The organism is Streptomyces sp. NPDC059010 (assembly GCF_042740355.1).
Classification (GTDB): domain Bacteria; phylum Actinomycetota; class Actinomycetes; order Streptomycetales; family Streptomycetaceae; genus Streptomyces.
This window is the reverse complement of the sequence record NZ_JBHYJA010000003.1, coordinates 254,404-278,584: the sequence shown is the minus strand read 5'-3', so window position 1 is coordinate 278,584 and position 24,181 is coordinate 254,404. Positions and strand designations below refer to the sequence as shown.

19 protein-coding genes are annotated in these 24,181 nt (G+C 73.1%); 2 read left to right on the top strand and 17 right to left on the bottom strand.

The window, feature by feature from the left end; all coding sequences use genetic code 11:
- Nucleotides 1-135 precede the first annotated feature (135 nt).
- The 6 genes from ACFWYS_RS04825 to ACFWYS_RS04800 all read right to left on the bottom strand — a co-directional run bounded on the left by ACFWYS_RS04825 (nucleotide 136) and on the right by ACFWYS_RS04800 (nucleotide 6,476).
- Nucleotides 136-1,383, bottom strand: a complete 1,248-nt coding sequence (locus ACFWYS_RS04825; RefSeq protein WP_384763351.1) for an ABC transporter permease — start codon at nucleotides 1,381-1,383, stop codon at nucleotides 136-138.
- Nucleotides 1,380-2,123, bottom strand: coding sequence for an ABC transporter ATP-binding protein (locus ACFWYS_RS04820; protein WP_384763348.1), 744 nt, complete (start codon nucleotides 2,121-2,123; stop codon nucleotides 1,380-1,382). Before ACFWYS_RS04820 ends, ACFWYS_RS04825 begins: the two co-directional genes overlap by 4 nt.
- The gene (locus ACFWYS_RS04815) at nucleotides 2,120-3,544 is read right to left on the bottom strand and encodes a peptidoglycan-binding protein (protein ID WP_384763346.1); all 1,425 of its coding nucleotides are present in this window, start codon (nucleotides 3,542-3,544) and stop codon (nucleotides 2,120-2,122) included. The genes ACFWYS_RS04820 and ACFWYS_RS04815 overlap by 4 nt, the downstream gene beginning before the upstream one ends.
- Entirely contained in the window at nucleotides 3,541-4,107 is a 567-nt protein-coding gene (locus ACFWYS_RS04810) for a hypothetical protein (protein ID WP_384763344.1), read from the bottom strand. Before ACFWYS_RS04810 ends, ACFWYS_RS04815 begins: the two co-directional genes overlap by 4 nt.
- A gap of 117 nt (nucleotides 4,108-4,224) precedes the next feature.
- On the bottom strand, nucleotides 4,225-5,124 hold the full coding sequence (locus tag ACFWYS_RS04805) for a prephenate dehydrogenase (RefSeq protein WP_384763342.1): 900 nt from the start codon (nucleotides 5,122-5,124) through the stop codon (nucleotides 4,225-4,227).
- Complete coding sequence (locus ACFWYS_RS04800; protein ID WP_384763339.1) at nucleotides 5,121-6,476, bottom strand: PLP-dependent aminotransferase family protein; 1,356 nt, start codon at nucleotides 6,474-6,476, stop codon at nucleotides 5,121-5,123. Before ACFWYS_RS04800 ends, ACFWYS_RS04805 begins: the two co-directional genes overlap by 4 nt.
- Before the next feature lie 195 nt (nucleotides 6,477-6,671).
- Here ACFWYS_RS04800 and hppD point away from each other — a divergent pair, with 195 nt between their 5' ends.
- Nucleotides 6,672-7,757, top strand: a complete 1,086-nt coding sequence (hppD, locus tag ACFWYS_RS04795) for a 4-hydroxyphenylpyruvate dioxygenase (protein WP_384763336.1) — start codon at nucleotides 6,672-6,674, stop codon at nucleotides 7,755-7,757.
- The gene (locus ACFWYS_RS04790; protein WP_384763333.1) at nucleotides 7,741-8,898 is read left to right on the top strand and encodes an alpha-hydroxy acid oxidase; all 1,158 of its coding nucleotides are present in this window, start codon (nucleotides 7,741-7,743) and stop codon (nucleotides 8,896-8,898) included. The genes hppD and ACFWYS_RS04790 overlap by 17 nt, the downstream gene beginning before the upstream one ends.
- A gap of 1 nt (nucleotide 8,899) precedes the next feature.
- Here the strand turns inward: ACFWYS_RS04790 and ACFWYS_RS04785 are convergent, their stop codons facing one another.
- From ACFWYS_RS04785 to ACFWYS_RS04735, 11 genes are read right to left on the bottom strand one after another with little or no spacing between them, the layout of a single operon-like run.
- Nucleotides 8,900-9,304, bottom strand: coding sequence for a VOC family protein (locus ACFWYS_RS04785; protein WP_384763331.1), 405 nt, complete (start codon nucleotides 9,302-9,304; stop codon nucleotides 8,900-8,902).
- Nucleotides 9,301-10,131 carry a phosphosulfolactate synthase gene (locus ACFWYS_RS04780; protein WP_384763328.1) on the bottom strand — a complete coding sequence of 277 codons (831 nt, stop codon included), beginning with the start codon at nucleotides 10,129-10,131 and terminating at the stop codon, nucleotides 9,301-9,303. Before ACFWYS_RS04780 ends, ACFWYS_RS04785 begins: the two co-directional genes overlap by 4 nt.
- A gap of 31 nt (nucleotides 10,132-10,162) precedes the next feature.
- Entirely contained in the window at nucleotides 10,163-11,503 is a 1,341-nt protein-coding gene (locus ACFWYS_RS04775) for an AMP-binding protein (RefSeq protein ID WP_384763325.1), read from the bottom strand.
- 32 nt (nucleotides 11,504-11,535) lie between these two features.
- On the bottom strand, nucleotides 11,536-11,823 hold the full coding sequence (locus tag ACFWYS_RS04770) for a phosphopantetheine-binding protein (RefSeq protein ID WP_384763322.1): 288 nt from the start codon (nucleotides 11,821-11,823) through the stop codon (nucleotides 11,536-11,538).
- A complete protein-coding gene (locus ACFWYS_RS04765) occupies nucleotides 11,823-12,089 on the bottom strand; it encodes a ferredoxin (protein ID WP_384763319.1) in 267 nt (88 codons plus the stop codon). The genes ACFWYS_RS04770 and ACFWYS_RS04765 overlap by 1 nt, the downstream gene beginning before the upstream one ends.
- 15 nt (nucleotides 12,090-12,104) lie before the next feature.
- The gene (locus ACFWYS_RS04760) at nucleotides 12,105-13,367 is read right to left on the bottom strand and encodes a cytochrome P450 (RefSeq protein ID WP_384763317.1); all 1,263 of its coding nucleotides are present in this window, start codon (nucleotides 13,365-13,367) and stop codon (nucleotides 12,105-12,107) included.
- A gap of 23 nt (nucleotides 13,368-13,390) precedes the next feature.
- Entirely contained in the window at nucleotides 13,391-14,560 is a 1,170-nt protein-coding gene (locus ACFWYS_RS04755; protein ID WP_384763313.1) for a cytochrome P450, read from the bottom strand.
- Nucleotides 14,561-14,573: 13 nt separating this feature from the next.
- The gene (locus tag ACFWYS_RS04750) at nucleotides 14,574-16,097 is read right to left on the bottom strand and encodes a tryptophan 7-halogenase (RefSeq protein WP_384763310.1); all 1,524 of its coding nucleotides are present in this window, start codon (nucleotides 16,095-16,097) and stop codon (nucleotides 14,574-14,576) included.
- Nucleotides 16,094-17,449 carry a cation:proton antiporter gene (locus ACFWYS_RS04745; protein ID WP_384763307.1) on the bottom strand — a complete coding sequence of 452 codons (1,356 nt, stop codon included), beginning with the start codon at nucleotides 17,447-17,449 and terminating at the stop codon, nucleotides 16,094-16,096. Before ACFWYS_RS04745 ends, ACFWYS_RS04750 begins: the two co-directional genes overlap by 4 nt.
- Nucleotides 17,450-17,461: 12 nt before the next feature.
- Nucleotides 17,462-17,689 carry an MbtH family protein gene (locus ACFWYS_RS04740; protein ID WP_384763304.1) on the bottom strand — a complete coding sequence of 76 codons (228 nt, stop codon included), beginning with the start codon at nucleotides 17,687-17,689 and terminating at the stop codon, nucleotides 17,462-17,464.
- 4 nt (nucleotides 17,690-17,693) lie between these two features.
- Nucleotides 17,694-24,119 carry an amino acid adenylation domain-containing protein gene (locus tag ACFWYS_RS04735; protein ID WP_384763301.1) on the bottom strand — a complete coding sequence of 2,142 codons (6,426 nt, stop codon included), beginning with the start codon at nucleotides 24,117-24,119 and terminating at the stop codon, nucleotides 17,694-17,696.
- Nucleotides 24,120-24,181 lie beyond the last annotated feature (62 nt).

Below are 24,181 nucleotides of genomic sequence, written 5' to 3'. Positions count from 1 at the left end.
CGGCGGGGCGCCGGCCCCCGGGGGGGGCCCGCGCGCCCGGCGGGGGGGGGGGCGGCCCCCCGGGGCGGGGGGGGCCCCCGCCCCGGGGGGGGGGGGGGGGGGGGGCGGGCCCCCCGCGGCATGGGGGTCACGGGGTCAGGTGGTGGCCAGTGCCTCCGTGGGCGGCAGCCGGGCGGCGCGTACGGCGGGGTAGAAGCCGGCCAGGCCGCCGATGACGAGGGTCGCCCCGACGCCGCCCGCCATCGCCCACGTCGGCACCACGGACGGCCAGCCCTGGTAGGCGGCGTAGCCGGAGGTGACGGCGATGCCGAGGAGTACGCCGCCCAGGCCGCCGAGCGCGGACAACAGCAGGGCCTCGCACAGGAACTGGGTGCGGATCTGCCCGCGCGTGGCGCCGAGGGAACGGCGCAGGCCGATCTCGGAGCGGCGCTCCAGCACGGAGATGACCATCGTGTTGGCCACGCCAACCCCGCCGACGAGCAGGGCGACCGCGCCGAGTCCGAGGAGCAGACCGCTCAGCGTGTCGTCGGTGGCCTGCTTGGCCTCCAGGGCGTCCGAGGGCCGTGACACGTTGGCCTCGCTGGGGTTCTCGGGGTTGGCGGTGGGGCCGAGGACGGACTGGACGTCGGTCACGGCCGATTCCTCGGTGCGGGTGTAGACGGTCGTCGGGTAGCCGTCGAAGTCCAGCTCCGCCTCCGCGACCGGCCAGCCGACCAGCGCGGCGGAGTCCAGCTCGGGCACCAGGTCGTTGGGCGCGAGCAGGCCGACGACGGTGAACCACTGGTCGCCGATCCACACCCTGGTGTCGGTGCCGACCCGGAAGACGCCGAGTTGTTCGGCGGCCTTGGGGCCGAGGACGACGGCGGGGTACCGGGCGTTGGCGGCATTCAGCCAGCGGCCGTCGACGATCTCCACTCCAGCGCTGCGCGGCAGGTCCGTGCGGGCCGCGGACACCGTGAGCCCGCCGGTCTCCTGCTTGGGGACGTGGTCGTTGCGGTAGACCTTGGCGTCGGTCCTGCCGACGGCGGACACCGCGGTGACCCCGTCGATGTTCCCGATCATGTCGACGGACTCGTCCGGCAGATGGGCGGCGGCGCCGGTGAACGACTGGCCCGCGGTGACCGTGAGCAGATTGGTGCCCAGCGCCGCGAGCCGCCGGTCGAGGTCCTCCGTGCTCGATGTGGAGATGCCGACCACGCCGACCATGGCGGCGATGCCGATCGCGATGCCGAGTGCCGACAGGAACACCCTCAGCGGCCTCGACCGCAGTCCGGAGCCGCCGACCCGCAGTACGTCGGCGGGGCCGAGCCGGGCGGGCTTCGGGCGGGGGCGTGCGGCGGAGTCCGGCCCGGCCTGCGGCGGGCGCTGCGTCGTCAGGCTCATCGCGTGGCCTCCTGAAGGGCCCCGGTCGCGGGTGCGCCGGGGGTTTCGCCGGTGTGCCCGCGCGCGGTGTCGTACTCGATGCCGCCGTCCTTGATGCGCACCTCGCGCGGGAGTGTGGCGGCGATGTCCCGGTCGTGGGTGATCACGACGACGGTGGTGCCCGCCCGGTGCAGTTCATGGAGCAGGTCGATCACCACGGCGCCGGAGCGTGAGTCGAGCGCGCCGGTGGGTTCGTCGGCGAGCAGCAGCGGTGGATCGCCGAGCACCGCGCGGGCGATGGCCACGCGCTGTTTCTCGCCGCCGGAGAGCTGGTGCGGCTGGTGGTGCAGTCGGTGGCCCAACCCCACCCTGCGCAGGGCGCGTTCGGCCAGCCGGCGGCGCTCGGCGCGGGTGCGGCCGCTGTAGAGGAGCCCGTCGGAGACGGAGTCCAGGGCCGGTACACCGTGGGCGAGATGGAACTGCTGGAACACGAACCCGATGGCCTGGGCGCGCAGGGCGGACAGTTCCCGGTCGGTCAGGCGGGCCACGTCGTGCCCGTCGATGCGGACGGTGCCGGTGGTGGGTCTGTCCAGGGTGCCCATGATGTTGAGCATCGTGGATTTGCCGGAGCCGGACGGGCCCACGACGGCGAGCAGTTCACCGCGGTGGACGACGAGGTCGGCGTCCTTCAGGGCGCGGACGTCACCGTACGCCTTGGAGACCCCGGTGAGTTCGACCACCGGGCCCGCTGTCACGGTCACTTGGGCACCCCCACGACCGTGCCGTCCTTGATGCCCTTGCCGGAGATCTCGACCATGCTGTCGGCGAACATGCCGACCTCGACCGGTGCGCGCCGCACCTCGCCGTCGGATCCGACGACGTCCACGGCGTAGCCTCCGCCCTGCCGTGCCACCAGGGCGTTGATGGGCACCACGAGGACGTTCTCGCGGGTCTCCGCCTTCAGGGAGACGTCGACGGCGGCGGCCTGGTAGCTGCCCAGCTTCTTCTGGTCGGCCACCTTCAGCTCGACGGGCAGCGTGGCCTTGTCGGAGTCGCCGGAGCCGCCGTCGCCCGAACCTCCGCCGGACGGGGCGCCGTCCTGGCCGGTGCTCGGGGTGCCGATGTCGGTGACCTCGGCCTGCACGGTGCTGTCGTCGGGCAGGGTGACGGTGGCCTTGGTGCCCTTGCGGACCAGGTCCTCGTACTGCGCTTCGAGGTCGACGCTGACGACACGTTCGGTGCCGGTCCAGGTCAGCACGGCACCGCTGAGCGGCGCCCCGGGCACCGCCTTCACGTCCGCGACGCGCCGGGCGCCGTCGGCGATCACGGCGTCGCCGGGCCGTACGGTGCCGGTCTCCTCGCGGCCCAGGTCGTCCTGCCATTCGCGTACGGCGTCGGCGGTGTCGGAGGTGTACTCGTCGTCGACGGTGAAGCCCGTGTAGCCGAGCGCGGCGAGGTTCTTCTCCAGCATCCGCACGTCGGCGCCCTCGGTGCCGTCCTGCATCTGCCGAAAGAGGGGCAGCGAGCCGTACAGGAGGGGCACCTTCTGCTCCGCGACCCGGTAGACGGCATCGCCCCGTTTGATGACGTCGCCGTCGGAAGGCACCCATGTGACGACCCCGCCGCCCTGCGGACCGGACGGTGCCTGTACGGCCGTCACATCGCCGTGGCCAAGGGTGCCGTCCACGGTCTCGCTGCGGGTGAGCGTGGTGCGCTTCACCTCGGTGGTGCTGGGCGGGGCGTCGGGCGCGCTCACGTCCGTGCCGGAGCCGTCGCCGCCCAGGACCCCGGCGCTCGCGGCCCCGGCTCCGGCGACGACCGCGATCGCGAGGGCGATGAGCCCCGCGGTGCGCCAGGGGTGGCGCCGGCGGGAGACCACCGGGGCCGGCGCGTCATCACCGTCCGCCCCTGCGGGCGCGGATTGCGTTGTGGCGGTGTCGAGGTCCGTCCCCGGTCGGGTGGCGACGTCCGGTGCGGTCGGGGTCCTCGTCTCCAGGTCCCCGGTACCCGGCGGCGCCACCTCGCCCGGCTTGCGCAGTTCCAACTCCACGGAGGGGTCCGGGGCACCGCCGTTGCCCGCGGCGCCCGGCGGGCCGGAGGTGTCGTCACCCGGCGGCTGCGGCACCGGCGCTTCGGTGTCCGCCTCGTGTTCCCGCTCGCGGGTCTCGTCGGGTGCGGTCACTGGCCACCGCCGGAGCCGGTGAGAGCACCGCCGGGCCACTTGTCCTGGCAGGCTACCCGCGCCTTCCTCCACTCCTCGCCGCCGGGATTGATGCCGCTGGCCGCGAAGTCGATGCTCATGCTGCCGCCGTTGATCTCCGGGTCGGGAAGCTCCGGCAGGCCGTTCTCCCGCATGCACTTCGCCCAGGCGGCGACCTTCGTGGAGTCGAGTTCCCCGCCGCCGCCGGGACCGCCGCCGACCTGGCCCTGGGGCATCTTGTCCCGGCAGGCCTGCAACGCCTGCTGGAACTCGGCCGAGTTGGGGTCGATACCGCTGTCCGGGCTGAGCGCCAGACCGCCGCCGGGCTCCGGATCGGGGAAGGCGGCCACGCCGTTGTCCCGCATGCACTTGGAGAAGGCCAGGGCCTGGTCCTCGGGGCTGGTGGGTGAGGCTTCGGCTCCGGCGGGCGCCTTGGCCTCGTCGGACGACGATCCGTCGTCGGAGCAACCCGTGAGGAACGCGCCGGTGAGCAGCGCGGACACCGCGAGAAGGGTGGAAACGGTTCGCTTGTGAGTAGTGGGCATGGGCCAAGTTCTACGGGGGCGGCGGTCACAGCGCGGACACAACAGACGCCTCGGATACAGGCTCCTTGCGCATCTGCCGCGCACATGCCAGAGGACGGCCGCCCCGCGCCGTCGCCGTCAGCGGTCGTGGCCCTCGGCCCGGTCCTCGGACAGTTCCCCCACCCCCGCGATGCCCCGCTCCAGCAGGTCCACCAGGGTGTGCCTGCTCTTGCCGCGGGTCTCCGGCCCGGGACCCCCGCAGCCGTCCGGTTCGGCGAGGTCGTACAGGGCTGCCACCACGCCGGCCAACTCCTCCTGGAGTCGGGTGAGTACGTCGGCGACCGCACCGGCGTTGGACTCCACGATGTCGCCCCACAGCCGCGAGTCGCCGCGGGCGATCCGGGTCACGTCGCGCAGTCCCTGACCGGCGAGGCGGGACGCCGGCACCGGGCCGTCCCGCAGCCGCGCCGCCATCAGACTGGCCAGCAGGTGCGGCGCGTGGGAGGTCAGGGCGACCGCGTCGTCGTGCGCACGGGCCCGCATCACCCGGGGTATCCCGCCGCACAGCGCGATCAGCCCGACGGCTCGCTCGAAGGCGGGCTTGGTGGTGAACCGCGTGGGGGTGAGCACCCACGGGCGGTCCCGGAACAGCTCGGCGCGGGCCGCGAGGGGGCCCGACCGCTCACGGCCGGCCATGGGGTGGCCGCCGACGTAGGAGGACGGATCGGGGGCGGTGGCGAGGATCTCCCGTTCGGGGCGTGCCTTCACGCTCGCCACGTCGGTGTAGCTGCGGGCGAGGCCCCGGGCCTGCTCCCGCGCCAGGACCGGGGCGATCTGGCTGGGCGGCACCGCGAGGACCGCCAGGTCGACGGGGTGGGGCGGGGGTTCGGGCCGGCCGGCGCCGCGGGCGGCCGCGGTGTGCAGGGCGGACTCGTCCCGGTCGGAGAGATAGACGGTCACCCGGTGCCTGCTCGCCGCGAGTGCCACGGAGGTGCCGATGAGGCCGGTGCCGACGACTGCCAGGGTGTGGAGGGTCACGGCGCACCACTCGGGAGGGTCTCCCCCGCGTCCTCTTCCTCGGACAGCCGCTCGCCGATCAGCGCGGCCAGCCGATCCAGCCCCTCCTCGATCCGGTCGGGCGTCAACGTGCTGATGGACAGGCGCAGTTGCCGGTGGCCGGCGGTGGAGCCGTAGAAGTGGTGCATGGGAGTGAAGAGCACGCCGTGCCGCCGGGCCGCGTGGGCGAGGAGTTCGTCGTCGACGGTGAACGGGACGGTGAGCACGACGAAGAAGCCGCCCGTGGGTGCGTTCCAGAAGACGTCGGTGCGCCCGCCGAGGCGCCGGTCGAGGCCGTCGAGCACCTGCCGCAGGTTGCGGCCGTAGACCTCCGCCTCCCGGCGGTTGGCCCGGGCCATGCTGTGGTCGTGGGCGAGCAGTTTGCCGCCGACGACGGCCTGGGCGATGGGCGCCGTGTTGACCGTGAGCATGCTCTTGATCTTCGACAGCTCGTCGGCGAGCAGTGTGCCGCCGCCAGATCCTCCGCTCACGCGCTGCCCGGCCACGACGTAGCCGACGCGGGCGCCCGGCATGCCGGTCTTGGCGAACGACCCCAGGTAGACGACGCGTTCGTGCCGGTCGAGCGACTTCAGGGTGGGCGGCCGCTCGGCTGCGCTGTTCAGTAATCCGTAGGCGTTGTCCTCCAGGAGCAACAGGTCTTCGGCGGCGGCGAGTTCGAGGAGCCGGCGACGGTCGGGGAGCGACATGCTCACCCCGACCGGGTTGGCGAAGTCGGGCGTGACATAGCAGGCGCGGACGCGGTGGCCCCCGGCACGCGCCTCACGCAGCCGGTCCGCGAGGTCGTCGAGGTCGATGCCGGACGGGCCGGTGCGCACGGGCAGGACGGGCAGGTCGGCGAGGAGCGCGGCGCCTGTCAGGCCGACGTAGGTCGGGCTCGGCGCGAGCAGCATGTCCCGGTCGCTCGCCCGCAGCGCGCGCAGCACCAGGAACATCGCCTCCTGGCAGCCGACGGTGACGACCACGGACGCCGGGTCGGCCTCGATGCCCTCGTCCGCGGCGAGACTGCGCGCCACGAGGTCGCAGATGATCCCCTTGGTGTCGCCGTACTGGAAGAGCGTGCGGGCGACCTCCGGCTCGCTCATGCCCCGTTCGGTGCGCAGGTACCGGCAGAAGGTGCGCAGGTATTCGTGGACCAGCGACACGTCGTAGAAGCCCTCGTAGGGGCGGCCCGCCGCGAAGGAGATCGCGTCCGGGTAGGTGCCGGCGATCTCGTTGAGCAGGGTCATGGATGCCATCGACGCGTCGCCGAGCGAGGCGTGCAGGGTGGCCGCGGACAACTCGGCTCGAATGATCTCGGAATTCAGGATTTCCATCACCTGAGTCCTTCATCTTTGACAGCTGCGGTATTCCGCCGACCTCCGTACGATCGGGGCCGCATCAGAAGTATTCGACCTCGCCGTCCTACGGTAAAGGCGCCCACGGAAATGGAACAGCCAAGTCCGCGTGGCGTATTCGGGCGGCGGTCCGAGGCATTTGAATCCGCACCCTCTGAGCACACGAGGACTCTCATGACGGATTTACTGACCGATCTCACCATCGATTACGTCGAGTTGTATGTCGACGACCTCGACCGGGCGGTGTCCGCCTGGGTCGAGGGCTATGCCTTCACGGTCGTCGGCACCGGAGACTTCGCCGGGCACCGCGGTATCGCCCTGCGCCAGGGGCGGACGACCCTGGTGCTCACCGAGGCGGACTCGGCACGGCATCCCGCGTCCGCGTACGTCGCCACGCACGGCGACGGCGTCGCCGACATCGCCCTGCGCACCGCCGACGTGCCCGCGGCCTTCGCCGCCGCGTTGGCGGGCGGTGCGGAACCCGTGCGCCGGCCCACCCGGCACGAGGGCGACGGACCGCGCGTCACGGCCGTCGTCTCGGGGTTCGGCGACGTGGTGCACACGCTCGTGGAACGGGCCCCCGGTGCGGGCCCGGGGCTGCCGGACGGGTTCGTGCCGGTCCCCGGCGCCCGGGAGACCACCGGCGGCAAGGTGGGGCTCCTGGACGTCGACCACCTCGCGGTGTGCCTCGATGCGGGCGAGCTCGACACGACAGCCAGGTTCTACCAACGCGCCCTCGGCTTCCGGGAGATCTACCAGGAGCGCATCGTCGTCGGCGCCCAGGCGATGGAGTCCAAGGTCGTGCAGAGCGCCGTGTCCGAGGCGGTCACCCTGACGCTCATCGAGCCCGACCCGGAGGCACAGCCGGGGCAGATCGACGAGTTCCTGAAGAGCCATCACGGGCCGGGCGTCCAGCACCTGGCGTTCTCCAGCGACGACGCGGTCCGCTCGGTGCGTGCGCTGTCGGCGCGCGGCGTGAAGTTCCTCAGCACTCCGGGGACGTACTACGACCTGCTGGGCGAGCGGATCGGCCTCAAGGCGCACACCCTTGATGACCTGCGGTCGACGAACCTGCTGGTCGACGAGGACCACGGCGGCCAGCTCTTCCAGGTGTTCACCGCCTCCACGCACCCGCGCCGCACCCTCTTCCACGAGGTCATCGAACGCAAGGGAGCGCGGACGTTCGGCAGCTCCAACATCAAGGCCCTGTACGAGGCCGTGGAGCTGGAGCGGGCGGGGCGGCGTGCCGACGAGCGCTGACGGGGGCGCGGCGGCACCGGCTCCGGGGACGTCCCGCGCGCTCGACGCACCGCCCGGGCCGGGGGAATTGCGGGACCTGGACGACGTCGAGCGGGCCGCGGCGGCCGTACTGCCCCCTGAGGTGTGGGACTTCGTCGCCGGAGGCAGTGGCCGCGAGCTGACCCTCGCGGCCAACCGGGCTGCGTTCGACCGGGTCTTCGTCACCTCGCGGGTGCTGCGGGACGTCTCCGGGTGCACCACGCAGACGTCGCTGCTCGGACGGCCGGCGCGGATGCCGGTGGTGGTCGCGCCGGTCGCCTACCAGCGTCTGGTGCACCCGGACGGGGAGCTGGCCGCCGGCCGGGCCGCACGGGACGCGGGTGTGCCTTTCACGGTCGCCACGCTGAGCAGCGTGCCCGTGGAGGAGGTGACGGCGGCCGGCGGGCGGGTGTGGTTCCAGCTGTACTGGCTGCGCGAGCGCGGGCGTTCCCTGGACCTGGCCCGTCGCGCCGAGGACGCGGGCTGCGAGGCGCTGGTGCTCACGGTGGACGTGCCGTGGATGGGGCGCCGCCCGCGCGATGTGCGCAACGGGTTCGCCCTGCCCGGCCATGTGCGGGCCGCGCATCTGGACTCCGGGGCCCCGTCGGCGGCCCATCTGACCGCCACGGACGGTTCCGCGGTGGCCGCGCACACGGCGGCGGCGTTCTCCCCCGGGCTGACCTGGGCGGACGTGGAGACGCTGCGGTCGGCGACGCGGCTGCCGCTCGTCGTGAAGGGGATCCTCGCGCCTCAGGACGCGGTACGGGCGGCCCGGCTCGGTGTCGACGCCGTGGTGGTGTCCAACCACGGCGGGCGCCAGCTCGACGGCGCGCTGCCCGTCGTCGAGGCGCTGCCCGCGGTGGCCGAGGCGGTCGGGAAGTCGTGCGAAGTGCTGGTGGACGGCGGGGTCCGCAGCGGCACGGACGTGCTCAAGGCGCTGGCCCTGGGTGCCTCGGGGGTGCTGGTGGGCCGGCCGCCGGTGTGGGGGCTCGCCGCGGGCGGGCAGGCCGGGGTGCGGCGGGTGCTGGAACTGCTGGCGGAGGAGTTGCGCGACGCGCTGGGGCTGGCGGGCTGTGCCTCGCCGGCCGGGGCGCGGGAGCTGCGGGCCGTACGGCTGCCGTGAGTCAGTACATCATCCGCGGGTCGGTGTAGTGCTTGAACTCCAGAAGGTTGCCGGTCGGGTCGATCAGGACCAGCGTGCGGTGTTCCTCCACGGTTCCCTGGAACCGGGACCGCACCTCCTGGAAGACCGGCACCTTCCTCAGCTCGACCAGGCGCAGCAGTGCGTCGAAGTCGGCGGGCGAGCGGAACGTCACCCCGAAGTGCCGTGGGTACAGCTGTGGCCGGGCCGCGACGGGTTCGTCCGGTGAGTAATGGCAGACGAGTTGGTCGCCGAAGAAGTCGAAGGTGACGCGGTCGGCATAGCGGCGGGCGATCGGACAGCCGAGCAGCCGATTGTAGAACCGTGCGGCGGCGTCCAGGTCGTTGGCCGGTACGGCGATGTGAAATGCGTCCGCGGAATTCCTCACGGGTTCACCCCGAATTCTCCGGTCCCTTCGGCGTCCAGCAGCGTGTCGGCGCGCAGACCGAGCCGTAGTGTTTCCACGGCGATGACATCGGTGAGAGCGATGTTGCCGAGATTGACGTCGCTGCCGACCCGTTTCACGAAATAGGTCTGGAGTTTTTTCGTGGGCGCCTCGAAGATGAGCAGATCGGTGGGCAGCCCGGCGTCGAGCACATCCTCGACGAGCCCGAACCTCAGCTCCCCGTCGGCCCGGCAGATACCGCTGGTGCCGCTCTCTCGCGCCTCCAGGATCACCGAGCCTGCCCCCGCGTCCAGATCGCGTCGGATCCCGGCGATCCACTGGCTGGGCGCGAACAGTTCGGAGCGGTGGGGGTCCTTGAACCCCACCTCGGAGATCACCTCGAAGTCCGCGGCGAGCCGGGTGATGTACCGGCTCTTGTCCGCCGGGGCGAGGTCGATGGTGCCGTCGGACACCTCCACCCGGTCGCAGCCGTGCTCCAGACACAGCCCGCGGTAGTCGTCGAACCGGCCGCGCAGCACGTACTTCTCGAAGAGGGTGCCGCCGAACATGTAGGAGATGCCGTGCTGCCGCAGCACCTCCGTCTTCTGTTTGATGCCGCTGGTGACGAGCGCCGTCCCCCAGCCGAACTTGACCAGGTCGACGAGATCTCCGGCGCTCTCCACGACGTCCTCGAACCAGCGGAGCGGTGCCCCCGGGTCGATGACCATCGTCCGCCCGCGGGTGCGGGGCTTGGGCTCGCGCACCGGCAGCTCCAGCGGACGGTGCGTGGCGGGCGGCGGGACGGGCTGCGGTGTGAAGGACTGCGGCATGGCCTGCCAACTCCCTTACGTGGTCCGGGACTTATCGGGATCGGGATTCCTTCGCGAGCAAGCTTTTGTGCACCTTGCCCAGAGCGGTGCGCGGCAGGGCGTCCACCACGTGGATCTCCTGCGGCAGCTTGTACGGGGCGAGTCGGGCGGCGAGGAAGGAGATGAGGCCGGCGCGGTCGGGGCCGTCCGCCACGATCCACGCGGCGACGCGCTGCCCGAGCCGGTCGTCGGGCACGCCGATGACGGCCGCCTCCACGACGGCCGGGTGGGCGAGGAGCGCGTCCTCGACCTCGCCCGCGCCGATCCGGTAGCCGCCACTCTTGATCAGATCGGTGTCCTTGCGGCCGAGCAGCCTCAGCGTTCCGTCCGGCAGCCACTCGCCGAGGTCTCCGGTGCCGAACCAGCCGTCGGCGTCGACGGCGGGGCCGCGCCCCAGATAGCCGGAGAACAGCCCGCTGCCGCGCACCTGGACCTCACCGCCGCCCGGCCCGTCCGTGTCGTCGAGCCGCACCTGCATCCCCGGGACCGGGTGCCCCACCGCCCCGGTCGGCAGCTCGGTGTGCAGGTCCGCCGCGCGGGGTGAGGCGATGGCGAGGGTCTCCGTCATGGCGTACCGGTTGAGGATGCGGTGGCCGGAAAGCCTCAGTACGCGCTCGGCGACCGCGCGCCGCAGCCGGTCCGCTCCGGACACCAGCAGCCGCGCCGGGCTCAGTTCCCCCAGGTCGGCCGCGCCCATGGAGCCCCACAGGGCAGGCACGCCGAAGTAGACCGTGGCGTGCGGTACGGGGGTGAGATAGCGGCCCGTGTGCACCAGCGGGGAGCCGATGCGCAGGGGGCCGAGGGAGCCGAAGACGAGGCCGTGCACATGGGACAGCGGCAGGGCGTGGGCGAGTACGTCGTCCGGGGTCCACTGCCACAGGGCGGCGAGCGCGTCGAGGCTCGCGGCGATCGCGCGGCGCGGGACGACGACGCCCTTGGGTGGTCCCGTGGAGCCGGAGGTGTAGAGGACGAGCGCGGGTGTCCCGTCGGTGGGTGGTTCGGGGGGCGGTGCGGCGCGGGCGGTGAGGTCGGGTTCGTCCAGGACGAGGTCGACGCGGGCGTCGCGCAGGACGTGGGCGCGTTCGTGTGCACCGGCCGCCGGGTGCAGCGGGACCGCGGTGGCCCCGGCGGTCAGGACGCCGGCGACGGCGACGACGGTGGCGATGCTCGGGTGGGCCACGACCGCGACCCTGCGGGCGCCGGCCACGGACCGGGCGAGCGCGCCGACTGCGCCCGTCAGTTCGTCTCCTTCGAGGCGCTGCCCGGCCACGTCGATGCGGGCCCGGCCCTCCCGCAGCGCCGGCAGCAGTGCCGGGCTACAGTCGCCCCCCATGTCTTGCGCGCCTTCCGCCCGCACGGCCGGGCCTACTCGGCGGGGCCGGTGACGAGCGCCGCGACCGCCGCGACGAACTCACCGAGGGTCGGGTTCTCCCAGATGTCGCGCACACCGCCCAGTTCCACCTGGTAGGTCTGCTCGATCGTGGTCATCACGTGCAGGGCCGCCAGCGAATGGCCGCCGAGTGCGAAGAAGTCGTCCTCGTCGGCCACTTCGGGCACCTGTAGGGCCTCGCACCACAGGGGCGCCACGACGTCTCGTACGGCCGCCGTGGCCCCCACGGTCGCCTCCTCGGCATCCACCGCATGTCGCTCCATCACTCCTCCTCCAGGTCGTGGCCCGGCCGGCCGGGCTCGTGCAGGGTGATCGCGCCGGACGGGCAGCGGTCCGCGGCGGCCCGCACCGCCGGGACCAGGCCGGCCCGGGGTGCCGGGTCGACGAGCAGGACCCTGCCGTCCCGGTCCGACTGGTCGAAGACGGCTGGCAGATGGGCCAGGCACTGCCCCGAGGCCACGCACCGGTTGCGGTCGACCTCGACGCGCGGTCCCGCCGTCCGGGTCCCCGTCTCGCTCATGTCCCTCATCTCGCTCAGCTCCTCTCACCAGGTGACCGGCAGCCGGTCCACGCCGTGGGCGAGCGCGTGCACCCGGAACGGGACCGTGGCCGCGGGCTCGGCGAGCCGCAGCCCCGGGAAGCGCCCGAACAGGGCCGGATAGCAGACGCCCAGCAGCATGCGGGCGAGGGGCGCGCCCAGGCAGTGGTGGATGCCGTGTCCGAAGGAGACGTGGGAGGTGGACTCCCGGGTGATGTCGAAGCGGTCGGGCTCGTCCAGCAGGGCGGGGTCCCGATTGGCCATCGGCAGCGAGCACAGGACGTACTCGCCCTCCTTGATGAGTTGTCCTCCGACGGTGACGTCCGTGAGGGCGATCCGGGGAGTCGGCGCGTGCGGCACCGTGAGATGGCGGAGCAGTTCGTCGACCGCGCGGTCCACGGCGCCGGGGTCGTCGCGGACGGCCGCCAGCTGGCCGGGGTGTTCGAGGAGCAGCAGGGTGCCGAGGCCCAGCATGCCGGAGAGGTTGTCGAGGCTCGCCAGCACCAGCAGGACGCACACGCCCCGCAGTTCCTTGTCGGTGATCTCGTCGCTGTGCTCGCGCACCAGCATGCCGAGGAAGCCGTCGTCCGGGTCGCGGCGCTGCCGTTCCACCATCGCGGCGATGTACCGGGACAGGAGTTCCCCCACCGCTGCCCGTCGGCCGCGTCCCCGGCCGGCGGCGAGGAAGCCGTGGGCGCGGCGCAGGAACTCGTCGTGGTCGTCGCGGGGCACCCCGATCAGTTCGCAGAGCACGGCGCCGGGCACGGGCAGCGCGAACGCCGGCACCAGGTCGGCGGGCGGGCCCGCCGCCGCGAGGGCGTCGAGGCGTTCATCGACGATCGTGTCGATGCGCGGCCGGAGCCTGCGGATCCGGCGGAGGGTGAACTCGGGGGTGAGGAGGTGCCGTAGCCGGGTGTGCTCGGGTGGGTCGTAGTCCATGAGCTGGCCCACCATCGGGTCGGGCCGGACCCCGGCGTCGCGGCCGGTCGCGGTCCTCGACCCGAAGCGGCGGCGGGTGGAGAACCGCACGTGGTCACCGAGGACCTGACGGACCTCGACGTAGCCGGTGACCAGCCAGACGGACTTCCCGTCGGTGCCCGGCCCGACCTCGACCCGGGTGACGGGGCCGCGGTCGGCGAGGTCGCGCAGGTCGGCCGCCGGGGCGTACCGGTCGCGGCGTGCGTAGACGAGCTGGGGTTCGGCGGCGCCGCGGCCGGTCGCCCGGGACGCGGCCGGTGTGTCCGCGCCGGGCGTGGCTGCCTGGGACATGGCTCCTCCTGCCAGGTGACGGGCTACCAGGTGACGGGCAGTGTTTCCACGCCGTACGGGGCCTGCGGCCGGAACTGGATCTCCGCCTCGGGGGCGGCCAGTCGCAGCTCGGGGAAGCGGCGCAGCACCGCCGGGTAGGCGCTGCGCAGTTCCATGCGGACGAGGGACGCGCCGATGCAGTAGTGGATGCCGTGGCCGAGCGCCACGTGGGTGGTGGCGTCCCGGGTGATGTCGAGGCCGTCCGAGGTGCCCTCCGGGGTGCCGCGGTTGGCGGCGATCAGTGAACAGGCCACCCGGTCACCGGCCTTGATCACCTGGCCGCCGAGGGTGACGTCCTCGCGTGCGATCCGGGGGCTGGCGGTCGGGATCACGGAGAGGTAGCGGATGAGCTCCTCCACCGCGCGGTCGGTCAACTCCGGTCGGGCGCGGAGCAGTTCGAGTTGTGCCGGGTGTTCCAGGAGGCTGAGGACGCCGAGGCCCAGCATCGCCGCCACGTTCTCGACGCCCGAGCCCATGACGAACGCGCCGAGTCCGAGGAGCTCCTCGTCGCTGACCTCCGCGCCGTGCTCGCGCACCACCCTGCCGAGGAGGTCGTCGCCGGGTTCGCGGCGTTTGCGCGCCACGAGCCGGCCCATGTACGCCAGGTAGGCGCCGCCCGCGGTCACCTGGGCGCGCCGGCCCCGGAACGCGGGGCGGCCCACCTTGAGCAGCCGGGCCAGCTCGTCCCGGTCGTCGCGCGGTACGCCGAACAGCTCGCACATCACCATGCCCGGCACGGACCAGGCGACGTGGCGCATGAAGTCGGCGGGCCGGCCGGCCTTCTCCAGGGAGTCCAGACAGTCCTCGACGATCCGGTCGACGGCGGGTTCGAGGCCCCGCATCCGCCGGACGGTGAACTCGGGTGCGAGCAGCTGCCGCAGCCGGGTGTGGTCGGGCGGGTCGTACTGCACGAGGTTGCCCACCTGCGCGGGCCGCCCGCTGTCACTGGGCGGTTGGGTGCTGAACCGTTCCGTGTCGCCCAGGACGGCACGTACCTCGTCCTGCCCGGTGACGAGCCAGCCGGTGCCGGCCGACGGGTCGTCGGTGAGGTCGGTGCGGGTCAGCGGTGCCGTGGCGCCCAGCCGGGTGAGTTCGGGCAGGGGGGCGAGACGGTCGCGCCGGTTGTGCATCGAGAGGTCGGTCGGTCGCGCCATGCGCGTATCCCCCTCACTCGCCCGCGCCGTCGGCGGTGCGCGCGGCCCGGCTCGTCTCCTGCCAGAACATGCCGTCCGCGGACGGCACCAGGCCCCCGCGGAACAGGGGTGCCTCCGGTTCGGCGTCGGCGCCGAGGAGCGCGCGCATCTGGACCTGGCCGCCCTCCTGCATCACCTCGCGCACGACCGACGACTTCATCAGCGGCACCATGCTGTCGTCGGCGTCGCCGGCGAGCGTGCCGACCGCGTCGGCGAACTCCGCGGAGCCCGCCGCGAGCCGCTTGGCGACTACGTCGGCGTCGGTGAGGACCTGGTCGCCCGAGGAGACCCCGCCGATCAGCTCGACGAAGGACTGGAGCTCGGGCCGGTCGGTGCGGGTGACCTTCTTGGCCTGCCAGAAGTAGGAGTCCTCGTCGTGGTGCATCTCGTAGAAGGAGAGCAGGAACTCGTAGAAGACGCCGTACTCACGCCGGTAGCGGGCCTCGAACTCCCGCATCGCCCGGGGCTCGTCGACCAGTGAGGCGAGGACGCTGTTGATGGAGCGGGCCGCGAGGAGCGCGCTGTACGTCGCGAGGTGGACGCCGGAGGAGAACACCGGGTCGACGAAGCAGGCGGCGTCGCCGACCAGCACCATGCCGGGGCGGGAGAACGTGGTGTGGTGGTACGAGTAGTCCTTGCGGACCCGGAGTTCGCCGTAGGGGCCGCTCGTCACGCGCCGGGCGTTTGCGAGGTACTCGCCGATCAGGGGGCATTCGTCGACCAGCGCCATCAGCGCCTTGTCCCGGTCCCCTTGGATCTTCTCCGCCATCTCGCGCCGTACGACCGCGCCGACACTGGTCAGGGTGTCGCTGAGCGGGATGTACCAGAACCAGCCGCTCGGGAACGCGACGGACAGGATGTTCCCGGAGTTGGGTTCGGGCAGCCGCTTGCCGCCCTCGAAGTAGCCGTACAGGGCGAGGCTGCGGAAGAACTCCGAGTACTCGCGTGTGCCGCCCACCCGCTGGTACACGCGGCTCTTGTTGCCGGAGGCGTCCACGACGAACGAGGCGAGGGCCCGGCGTTCGGCGCCGTCGGCGTCGGTGTAGCGCACGCCGCGTACCCGTTCGTCGTCGGCGACGACGTCGACGACGGCGCAGCCCTCGCGTACGTCGGCGCCCACCCGGCGGGCGTTGTTCAGCAGGATCTCGTCGAAGCGGGACCGCTCCACCTGGTACGCGTAGGACGTGGGCCCGGACATGCGCGGGGACACGGAGAAGGAGAAGGTCCACGGTTCCGGGTTGGCGCCCCAGCGGAAGGTGCCGCCGCGCTTGCGCGGGAAGCCCGCCTTGGCAAGCTCCTCCGCGACCCCGGTCATCCGGCACACGCCGTGCACGGTGGACGGCAGCAGGGACTCGCCGATCTGGTGGCGGGGGAAGAACTCCTTCTCCAGGACCAGCACTCGGTGTCCCTGCATCGCCACGAGTGCGGCCAGGGTCGAGCCGGCGGGTCCTCCGCCGACGACCACGACGTCGAATTCCTCGGATTCCGGCAAGGTCATCCCCCCTCGGGATTGTTCGCGTTTTCACGCACCGGGGAATCGCCCCTCCCGGCCGTGGAATTCCGACTTCTTGAATGAGTCTCGTAATTACCGCGTTCGACCGTCAAGCGTGTCCATTTCCCTTGGGACCGCTCGACGAGCGAAATCAGCGGCCCCGTCAGGAACGTCGTCACCAGCGCCATCAGCACGAGGATGGTGAAGAGTTCCTCGCCGATGATCCCGGCGTCCAGGGCGACGTTGAGGACGATCAGTTCCGTCAGGCCGCGGGTGTTCACGAGCACGGCGACGAGCGCCGACTCGTGCCCGTCCATGCCGCTGATGCGTGCCGCGCCGTAGGCGGGCAGGAGCTTGCCGAAGATGGCCACGGCGAGGACGAGGGCCAGCAGGCCGACCCCGTCACCGTCGACGGAACCGATGTCGAAGGACAGGCCCGTCGTCACGAAGAACAGCGGCAGCAGCAGGCCGGCGCTCTCCTCCATGGGCCTGAGCACGTCGGCGTCCGGCACGCCGTTCCTGCGGGGCATCGCGATACCGGCGAGCAGGCCGCCGAACACGGCGTGCAGGCCGAGTTCCGCGGTGGCCCAGCCGCTGCCGAGGGCGAGCGCCAGGGCGAGCGTGCGCTGGTTGGCCCGCAGCGCGCCGGACCGTTCCAGCCACCGCGCCAGCAGCGGGCGCACGACGAGGAACAGCGCCACCACGAACGCCGCGCTCAGCACCAGCGTCATCGGCCAGGCGGGCCCGGTCGCATGGCCGGTGCCGACCAGCGCGACGGCCAGCAGCAGCCAGGCCACCACATCCATGAGCCCGGCTGCGGCGGTGGCCACGCTGCCCGCCGGGGTGCCCGCCAGTCCGCGTTCCCGGACGATGGCGGCGAGCACGGGCAGCGCGGTGACGGACAGGGCGACCGCCATGAACATCCAGAACGGCCGGCCGGCCGCGCCCTCCCCGCCGTCCGGCCGGACCGCGGCGAAGATCCCCGGGAGGCCTCCCGCCAGCCCGGCCCCGATGCCCGCCGGGACCAGGAACGCGCACAGCGCCACCGTCGTCGAGGCTCTGCCGCCCCGGCGCAGCTGCCGTGGGTCCATCTCGTAGCCCACGACGAACATGAAGAGCACGACGGCGACCTGGGAGAGCACCGTGAGGAACGGCAGTACCTCGGCCGGAAAGAGACGGTCCGTCGGGTTGCCGGGCAGCCGCCCGAGCAGGGTGGGCCCCAGCGCGATCCCGGCGATGATCTGCCCGATGACCTCGGGCTGACCGCACCGCCGGGCCAGTCCGCCGAGGAGCCGCGAGGCGACGACGATGACGGCGACGTCGCCGATGGCGATGGCCGCGATGGATTCGGTGTCCATCGGCGCTCCGCGCTAGGGCGCCGCGGTCTCGGCCCGGCTCATTTCCTCGACCAGGCTCTTGGGCCGCATGTCGGTCCAGTTCTCCTCGATGAATTCAAGGCATTCCTGACGGGTGGCCTCGCCGTGCGCGACGGTCCAGCCCTCGGGTATTTCCGCGAAGTTCGGCCAGAGCGAGTACTGGGCCTCGTCGTTGACGAGAACGACGAACGTTCCGTTCTCGTTGTCGAAGGGATTGGTCATTTCCTCAGTCCTTCCGGGTTTCTTCCGTGGAGAGTTTTTCCGTGACGATGCGCATGATCTGCGCCAGGGGTCCGGGCTGGAGCATGTCGTAGTGGCTGACGGCGATCTCGTGCGACTCGATCCGTCCGCCCACGTAGGGCTGCCAGGCGGCGACCGCGTCCGTCGTCGGCAGATCGGCGGGGCGGTCCTCGGTGGCGACGAACAGCAGCAGGTCGCCGCCGAAGGTCCGTGGGGTGTGGTGGGGCGTGAAGCCGGCCATGTTGCGCAGGACCTTCTCCAGGTTGGCCAGGGACTGCTCGCTCAGGCCGGTGGAGCGGTACAGGTCGGCGATGCCGCCCTCGTCCTGCCGCAGCACGGCGTAGCCGTCCCCCGGTCCGCCCTCCTCGCCGCGCATCCGGGACTGGGCGGAGCTGCTGGGGTAGGCGTCGAGCAGCGCGAGCAGCGCCACCTGTTCGCCGAGTTCCTCAAGGCGGGCCGCCACGGCCTGGGCGAGGGTGCCGCCGATGGACCAGCCGAGCAGGTGGTAGGGGCCGGAGGGCTGCGCGGCTCGGATCTCGTCCGCGTAGTCGGCGGCCATCTCCTCGATGCTGCCGGGCAGTGACCCGGGGCGGGCCAGGCCGCGCGCCTGGATTCCGTACACCGGCACGTCCGCCGGAAGATACGGGAGCACAGCGGCGTATCCCCAGCTCAGACCCATGCCGGGGTGGACGCAGAACAGGGGCGGGCGGCTGCCCTCGGGGCGCAGCGGCAGCAGTACGTTGAGGTCGCCGCCTCCCGTGCCGGTACGGCGGCCCGCACGTCCGCGTCGTGTGGCGGGGTCGGTGCCGGCCCGCACGGTGAGCCCGCCTGTCGCGTCCCGTCGCGCGCGCTGCCCGGTGCGGAACATGCGCTGGCCCGCCGGGCCGAACGGGCAGGCCACGAACCGCTCGCCGGTGGTGCCGGGGCGGCCGAGGTAGCCGCGGGCGAGGGAGGCGCCCGCCAGGTACAGGTCGCCGAGGGCGCCCGGGGGCACCGGTCGCAGGAAGTCGTCCAGCAGGTACGCGCGGGTGTTGGCCATCTGGCGTCCCGCCGGGGGCTGTTCGCCGGTCGTGTCGGTGCCGCTGTCGTACTCCAGCCATCGGCCACCCGTCTCCGCGGCGCCGTGTCCGGCGCCCAGCGGTGTCGGCTCTGCCGTGCCCAGGGTCACCTGGCCTCCCGAGCACAGCGTGGCGAGCAGGGGGGTCACGAGGTCCGCGGCCGGGGCCCGGCTGTCCAGCCGTAGCGGTTCCTCGGTCTGGTCGGTGCGTGCACGGTGCGCCAGTTGGCCGGCCAGTGCGCGGTGGGAGACGAGCGCCGAGGCGCCCGGGTGTGTGGTGCTGTCGAGCACCAGGGCCGGGTGGTCGGGGTGCGGCAGCAGTTCGCTCACGCCGGGTTCGCCCCGACCCTCCTGTCCCGCAACGGAGTCCAGGCCGTCCGGGGGCGGCCCGTTCTGGTCCGTGCCGTCCGTCACCGGGTCGTCCAGGAGGACGACGGGGACGCCGGTGTCGGCCGGTGCGGGGCCGGCGGCGTCGCACAGCAGGGCGGCGGGCGGGTTGCGGTCGTCGCCCTCCCAGGGCCGGGAGGGGTCGGCGAAGCGGCAGGCGGCCCCCGACTTCAGGACCCCGAGCAGCGCGATCACCAGCATGAGGGTGGGCGGCATGACCACGACGACGACGCGCTCGGGTCCCGCACCTGCCGCCACGAGACGCCGGGCCACCTCGTCGGAGAGGGCGTCCAGCGTCTCGTACGTCATGGTCGCCTCGTACATGCCGGGGATCCGCTGGTCGAGGACGGCCACGGCGGCCGGGGTGCGTGCGGCCTGCGCGGCGAACAGGTCCACCGCGGTGGCGTCGGAGAGCGGGACCGCGGTGGCGTTGCCGAGGTCCACGGCCCGTCGGCGCTCGTCCTCGTCCAGGAAGACGTCCAGTTCGCTCAGCCGCAACTCCGGGTCCGCCGCGGCCTGTTCCAGGACGCGGGTGAGCCGGTGCGCGAACGCCGTGACGGTGGGTTCGTCGAACAGGTCGACGGCGTAGCGGATCCGGCCGTCGATGCCGCCGAGGTCACCGTCGGACAGATAGCGTTCGGCGAGGTCGAGCGAGAGGTCGGTACCGGCGGCCCGTGGGCCCGTCTCCAGGCGGGTGGTGCGCAGCCCGGGGAGCTCCCAGGGGTCCCAGGCGTCGGCGATCTCGTCGCGGACGTCGAGCATGACCTGGAAGACCGGGTGGCGGGCCAGCGAGGGCGGCAGGCCGAGCACGTCCACCAGCCGCTCGAACGGCACGTCGCGGTGCGCGGCGGCCTCCTGGTACGTCTCCCGGGCCCGGGTGAGCAGGTCCGTGAAGGACGGGTCGCCGGAGGCGTCGCCGCGCAGGGCGAGGGGGCCGGCGAAGGGGCCCACCACTCCTTCGAGGGCCGGGTCGTCGCGCCGCGGGATCAGCGTGCCGACGGTGATGTCGTCGCCGGCGCCGAGCCTGGCGAGAAGGGCCACGAGCGCGCCGTGCACCACGGTGAACGGTGTCACGTCGGCGGATTCGGCCAGATCGGCGAGGCGGGCGTGCAGGTCGGCGTCGAGGCGCAGCGGCACGGCGCCCGTCCGATGGGAGGCGACCTGCGGGCGCGGGCGGTCGGCGGGCAGCGCGAGTTCGGCGTCGATGCCCGCGAGGGTGTTCTTCCAGTAGTCGAGCTGGTCGCCCGCGAGACTCTCCCTGGCCTGCTCGCCCTGGAGCAGCTCCCGCTCCCAGCGGGCGTGGTCGGCGAACTGCACGGGCAGCGGGGCCCGTTCGGGTACCCGGCCTTCACGGCGGGCGGCGTAGGCGGTGGCCAGGTCGCGCAGCAGGACGTCCACGGAGTCCTCGTCGGCGGCGATCCGGTGCACGACCAGGAGCAGCACATGGTCGGTGCCGGACAGGGCGAACAGGTGCCGGGTCCAGGGGATGTGGCGGGCGAGGTCGAAGGGGCGGCGGGCGCGATCGGCGAGGACGTCGGCCAGCTCCTGCTCATCGACCGGCTCCTCGGGCACGAGGTCGGTGGGCATGGCCTCCTCGACGGTCAGGATCCGCTGGTGCAGGTCCGCGCCGCGGGTGCCGGGGAAGACCGTGCGCAGGACGGCGTGCCGGGCCGCGAGGTCCGTCAGTGCCGAGCGCAGCGCCTGTTTGTCGAGTTCGCCGGTGAGCCGCAGGGCCACCGGGATGCGGTCCACGCCCGTCTCGTCGTCGATCCCGGCCGTCAGCCAGGTCTGCAACTGGCCTGCGGTGACGGGGACTTCCGCCCCCTCCGTGTCGGGTCCCGCCGCGGTGAGGACGGGGCGGGCCCGGGTGGCGAGGAGGCGGGCGACCCCGGCGGGGGTGGGCGAGCCGAAGAACTGGCGGATGGGCAGTTCGGCGTCGAACTCCTCACGGATCCGGCCGGCGAGCCGCATGGCGAGGCCGGAGTCCCCGCCCAGTTCGAAGAAGTTGTCGTCGGAGCCCACGCGTTCGAGGTCGAGCACCTCGGCGAAGAGACGGCAGAGCTTCTCCTCGGTCCCCGTGCGCGGCCCGCGCCCGGTGGCCCGGGCGGCGAAGTCCGGGGCGGGCAGCGCCTTGCGGTCGACCTTGCCGTTGCGGGTCACCGGCAGCGCGCCCAGGGCCAGGACGGCGGCCGGAACCATGTAGTCGGGCAGGCGCCGGGCGACGTACTCACGTATCCGGTCGGGGTCCGCCGTCTCTCCGGCGGCCGGGACCACGTAGCCGACGAGGCGCCGACCGCCGGGACCGTCGTCGCGGGCGACGGCCACGGCCTGTGCGACGGCCGGGTGCGCGGTCAGGGCGGCCTCGATCTCGCCGAGTTCCACCCGGAACCCGCGGATCTTCACCTGGGCGTCCACGCGGCCGGCGAACTCCAGCTCGCCGTCGGCCGTCCGGCGGGCCAGGTCCCCGGTGCGGTACATCCGTTCGCCGGGCAGGAACGGGCAGGCGACGAAGCGTTCCGCGGTCCGGCCGGGCGCGTTCCAGTAGCCGCGGGCCAGGGCCGCGCCCGCCAGGTAGAGCTCGCCGGTCGCCCCGGGCGGCACCGGCTGGAGGAAGGGGTCGAGCACATACGCCCGGCGGCCGGGCAGCGGACGGCCGATCGGCAGTACGGCCAGATCCTCGTCGCCGGGCCGCAAGGCGTGCCAGGTGAAGCACAGGGTGGTCTCCGTGGGTCCGTACAGATGCCGTACCGCCACCTCCGGGCAGCTGCCGCGCACCCGGGCCGCCGCGTCGACGGGCACCACGTCCCCGCCGGTCAGCACCTCCCGCAGCCCGGCGAAGCACTCGGGGGTCTCACCGGCGAGCACCCGGAAGGTACCGGCGGTGAGGTGCAGCGTGGTGACACCGTCGGCCACGTACCGGCGTACCTCCCGCGCGTCGACGACACCCGGCCCGGCGACGACCACGCGGGCGCCCACGCTCAGCGGCACCCACGCCTCGAACAGGAAGGCGTCGAAGGCGTGCGGGGCGTGCAGCAGCACCGTGTCGTCCGGGCCGAGGCGCCAGCCTGGCTCACCGACCAGCGCGGCCACGCTGCCGTGCGCAACGGCGACGCCCTTGGGCTCCCCCGTGGAGCCGGAGGTGTACATCACGTACGCCACCTCGTGCGCGGCGACGGGGAGGGCGGCCGGGTCGGCCGGGCGCGCGAGCACATCCGTCCGTACGTCCGGGTCGTCGAGGACCACCACGCCCTTCGCGCTCTCCGGCACCACGGCGCGCGTCGCGGCGGAGCACAGCACCGCCGAGGCCCCGCAGTCGGCGAGGAGCGCCGCCACCCGCTCCGCCGGGTTCCCGGAGTCCACCGGCACCTGCACGGCCCCGGCCCGCCACAGGGCCAGCAGGGCCACCACCACGTCCGCGGACCGTTCGAGCAGCACGGCGACGCGGTCACCGCGCGCCACGCCCGTGTCCGCGAGACAGGCCGCGAGCCTTCCCGCCGACGCCCACAACTCCCCGTAAGTCAGGGTCTGTTCGTCCGCTACGACCGCCACGGCGTCCGGGGCGTCCGCGGCCCGCTCGGCGATCAGCCCGGGCACCGTGCGCGAGGGTGCCACGCCGGCCTCGGCACTCGCCTCGGGAAGCTCCGGTTCGGTGACACGGACACGGCCCGTCGGCACGGCCGGGTCGGCCGCCAACTGCTCCAGGACCCCGACCAGGGAGTCGAGGACGGCCTCGGCGGCAGACCTCTCGAAGAGGTCGGGCCGGTACTCCAGCCGGAACCGGGTGCTCTCGCCGGGGGCGACCACGAGGGTCAGCGGGTAGTGCGCCGCCTCCCGGGCCAGGCCCTCGGGGCGGATGACCGGGAGGTCGGGCGCGGCGGCCTTGCCCGCGCGTCCGGCGGGCTGCCGGGGAAAGTTCTCGTAGATCACGAGCGTGTCGAACGTCGCGCCGGGTCCGGCGAGTTGCTGGACCTCCAGCAGCCCGAGGTGCTGGTGGCCCATCAGCGCGGACTGCCGCTCCTGGAGGTCCCGCAGCAGGTCGGCGGCCGGCCGGTCGCCGTCGAGCCGCACCCGCACCGGCAGGGTGTTGATGAGCAGCCCCACCATCGTCTCCACGCCGGGCAGGTCCGCGGGGCGCCCGGCCGCCGTGGCACCGAACACCACATCCGTGCGCCCGGCCAGGCGGGCGAGGACCAGCGCCCACGCGCCCTGCACCACGGTGTTCACGGTCAGTTCGCGGGTGCGGGCCAGCTCGGTCAGCGCGCGGGCGGCCTCGTCCGGCAGCTCGCGGTCGACGTGGCCGGGGAAGACGGGCCGGCGGTCGGGGACGACCGGCGCGACCAGGGTCGGCTCGTCGGCCCCGGCCAGCTCCTCCCGCCAGGCGGTACGGGCGGCTTCCTTGTCCTGCTTGCCGAGCCACAGCAGATAGTCCCGGTACGACGTCGTGCGGGGCAGCTGCGAGACGTCGCCGTCGCCCGCGTACAGGGCGGCGAGTTCGCCGATCAGTACGGGTGCGGACCATCCGTCCATGAGGATGTGGTGGCTGGTGATCACCAGGCGGTGCCGGTGCTCGGCGAGCCGGACGAGCAGGACCCGCAGCAGCGGGGCCGTCGCCAGGTCGAAACGCTCGGCGCGTTCGCGCTCCGCGAGGCGCTCCGCTGCGGCGCGGGCTTGCTCCTGGGGCAGGTGCGAGACGTCCTCGGTGCGCCACGGCAGGGTCACGGTCCGTGCGATGACCTGGACCATCTGTGCTCCGCTGACCTGCCGGAAGCAGGCCCGCAGGGCGGCGTGCCGGTCCAGGAGCGCCGTCCACGACGCACGTAACCGTGTTTCGTCCAGTGGGCCGTCGACGGCGAGCGCCGATTGCACGGTGTAGACGTCGGGTCCCTGGTCGTCGAAGGCGGCGTGGAAGAGCAGGCCTTCCTGGAGCGGCGACAGCGGCCACACGTCCTCGACTTGGGATCGGGTCATCGCTTCTCTCCTCGGCAGGGGCATGGGCGGGACGTGGGCAGGGTGCGGGCAGGGTGTGATCG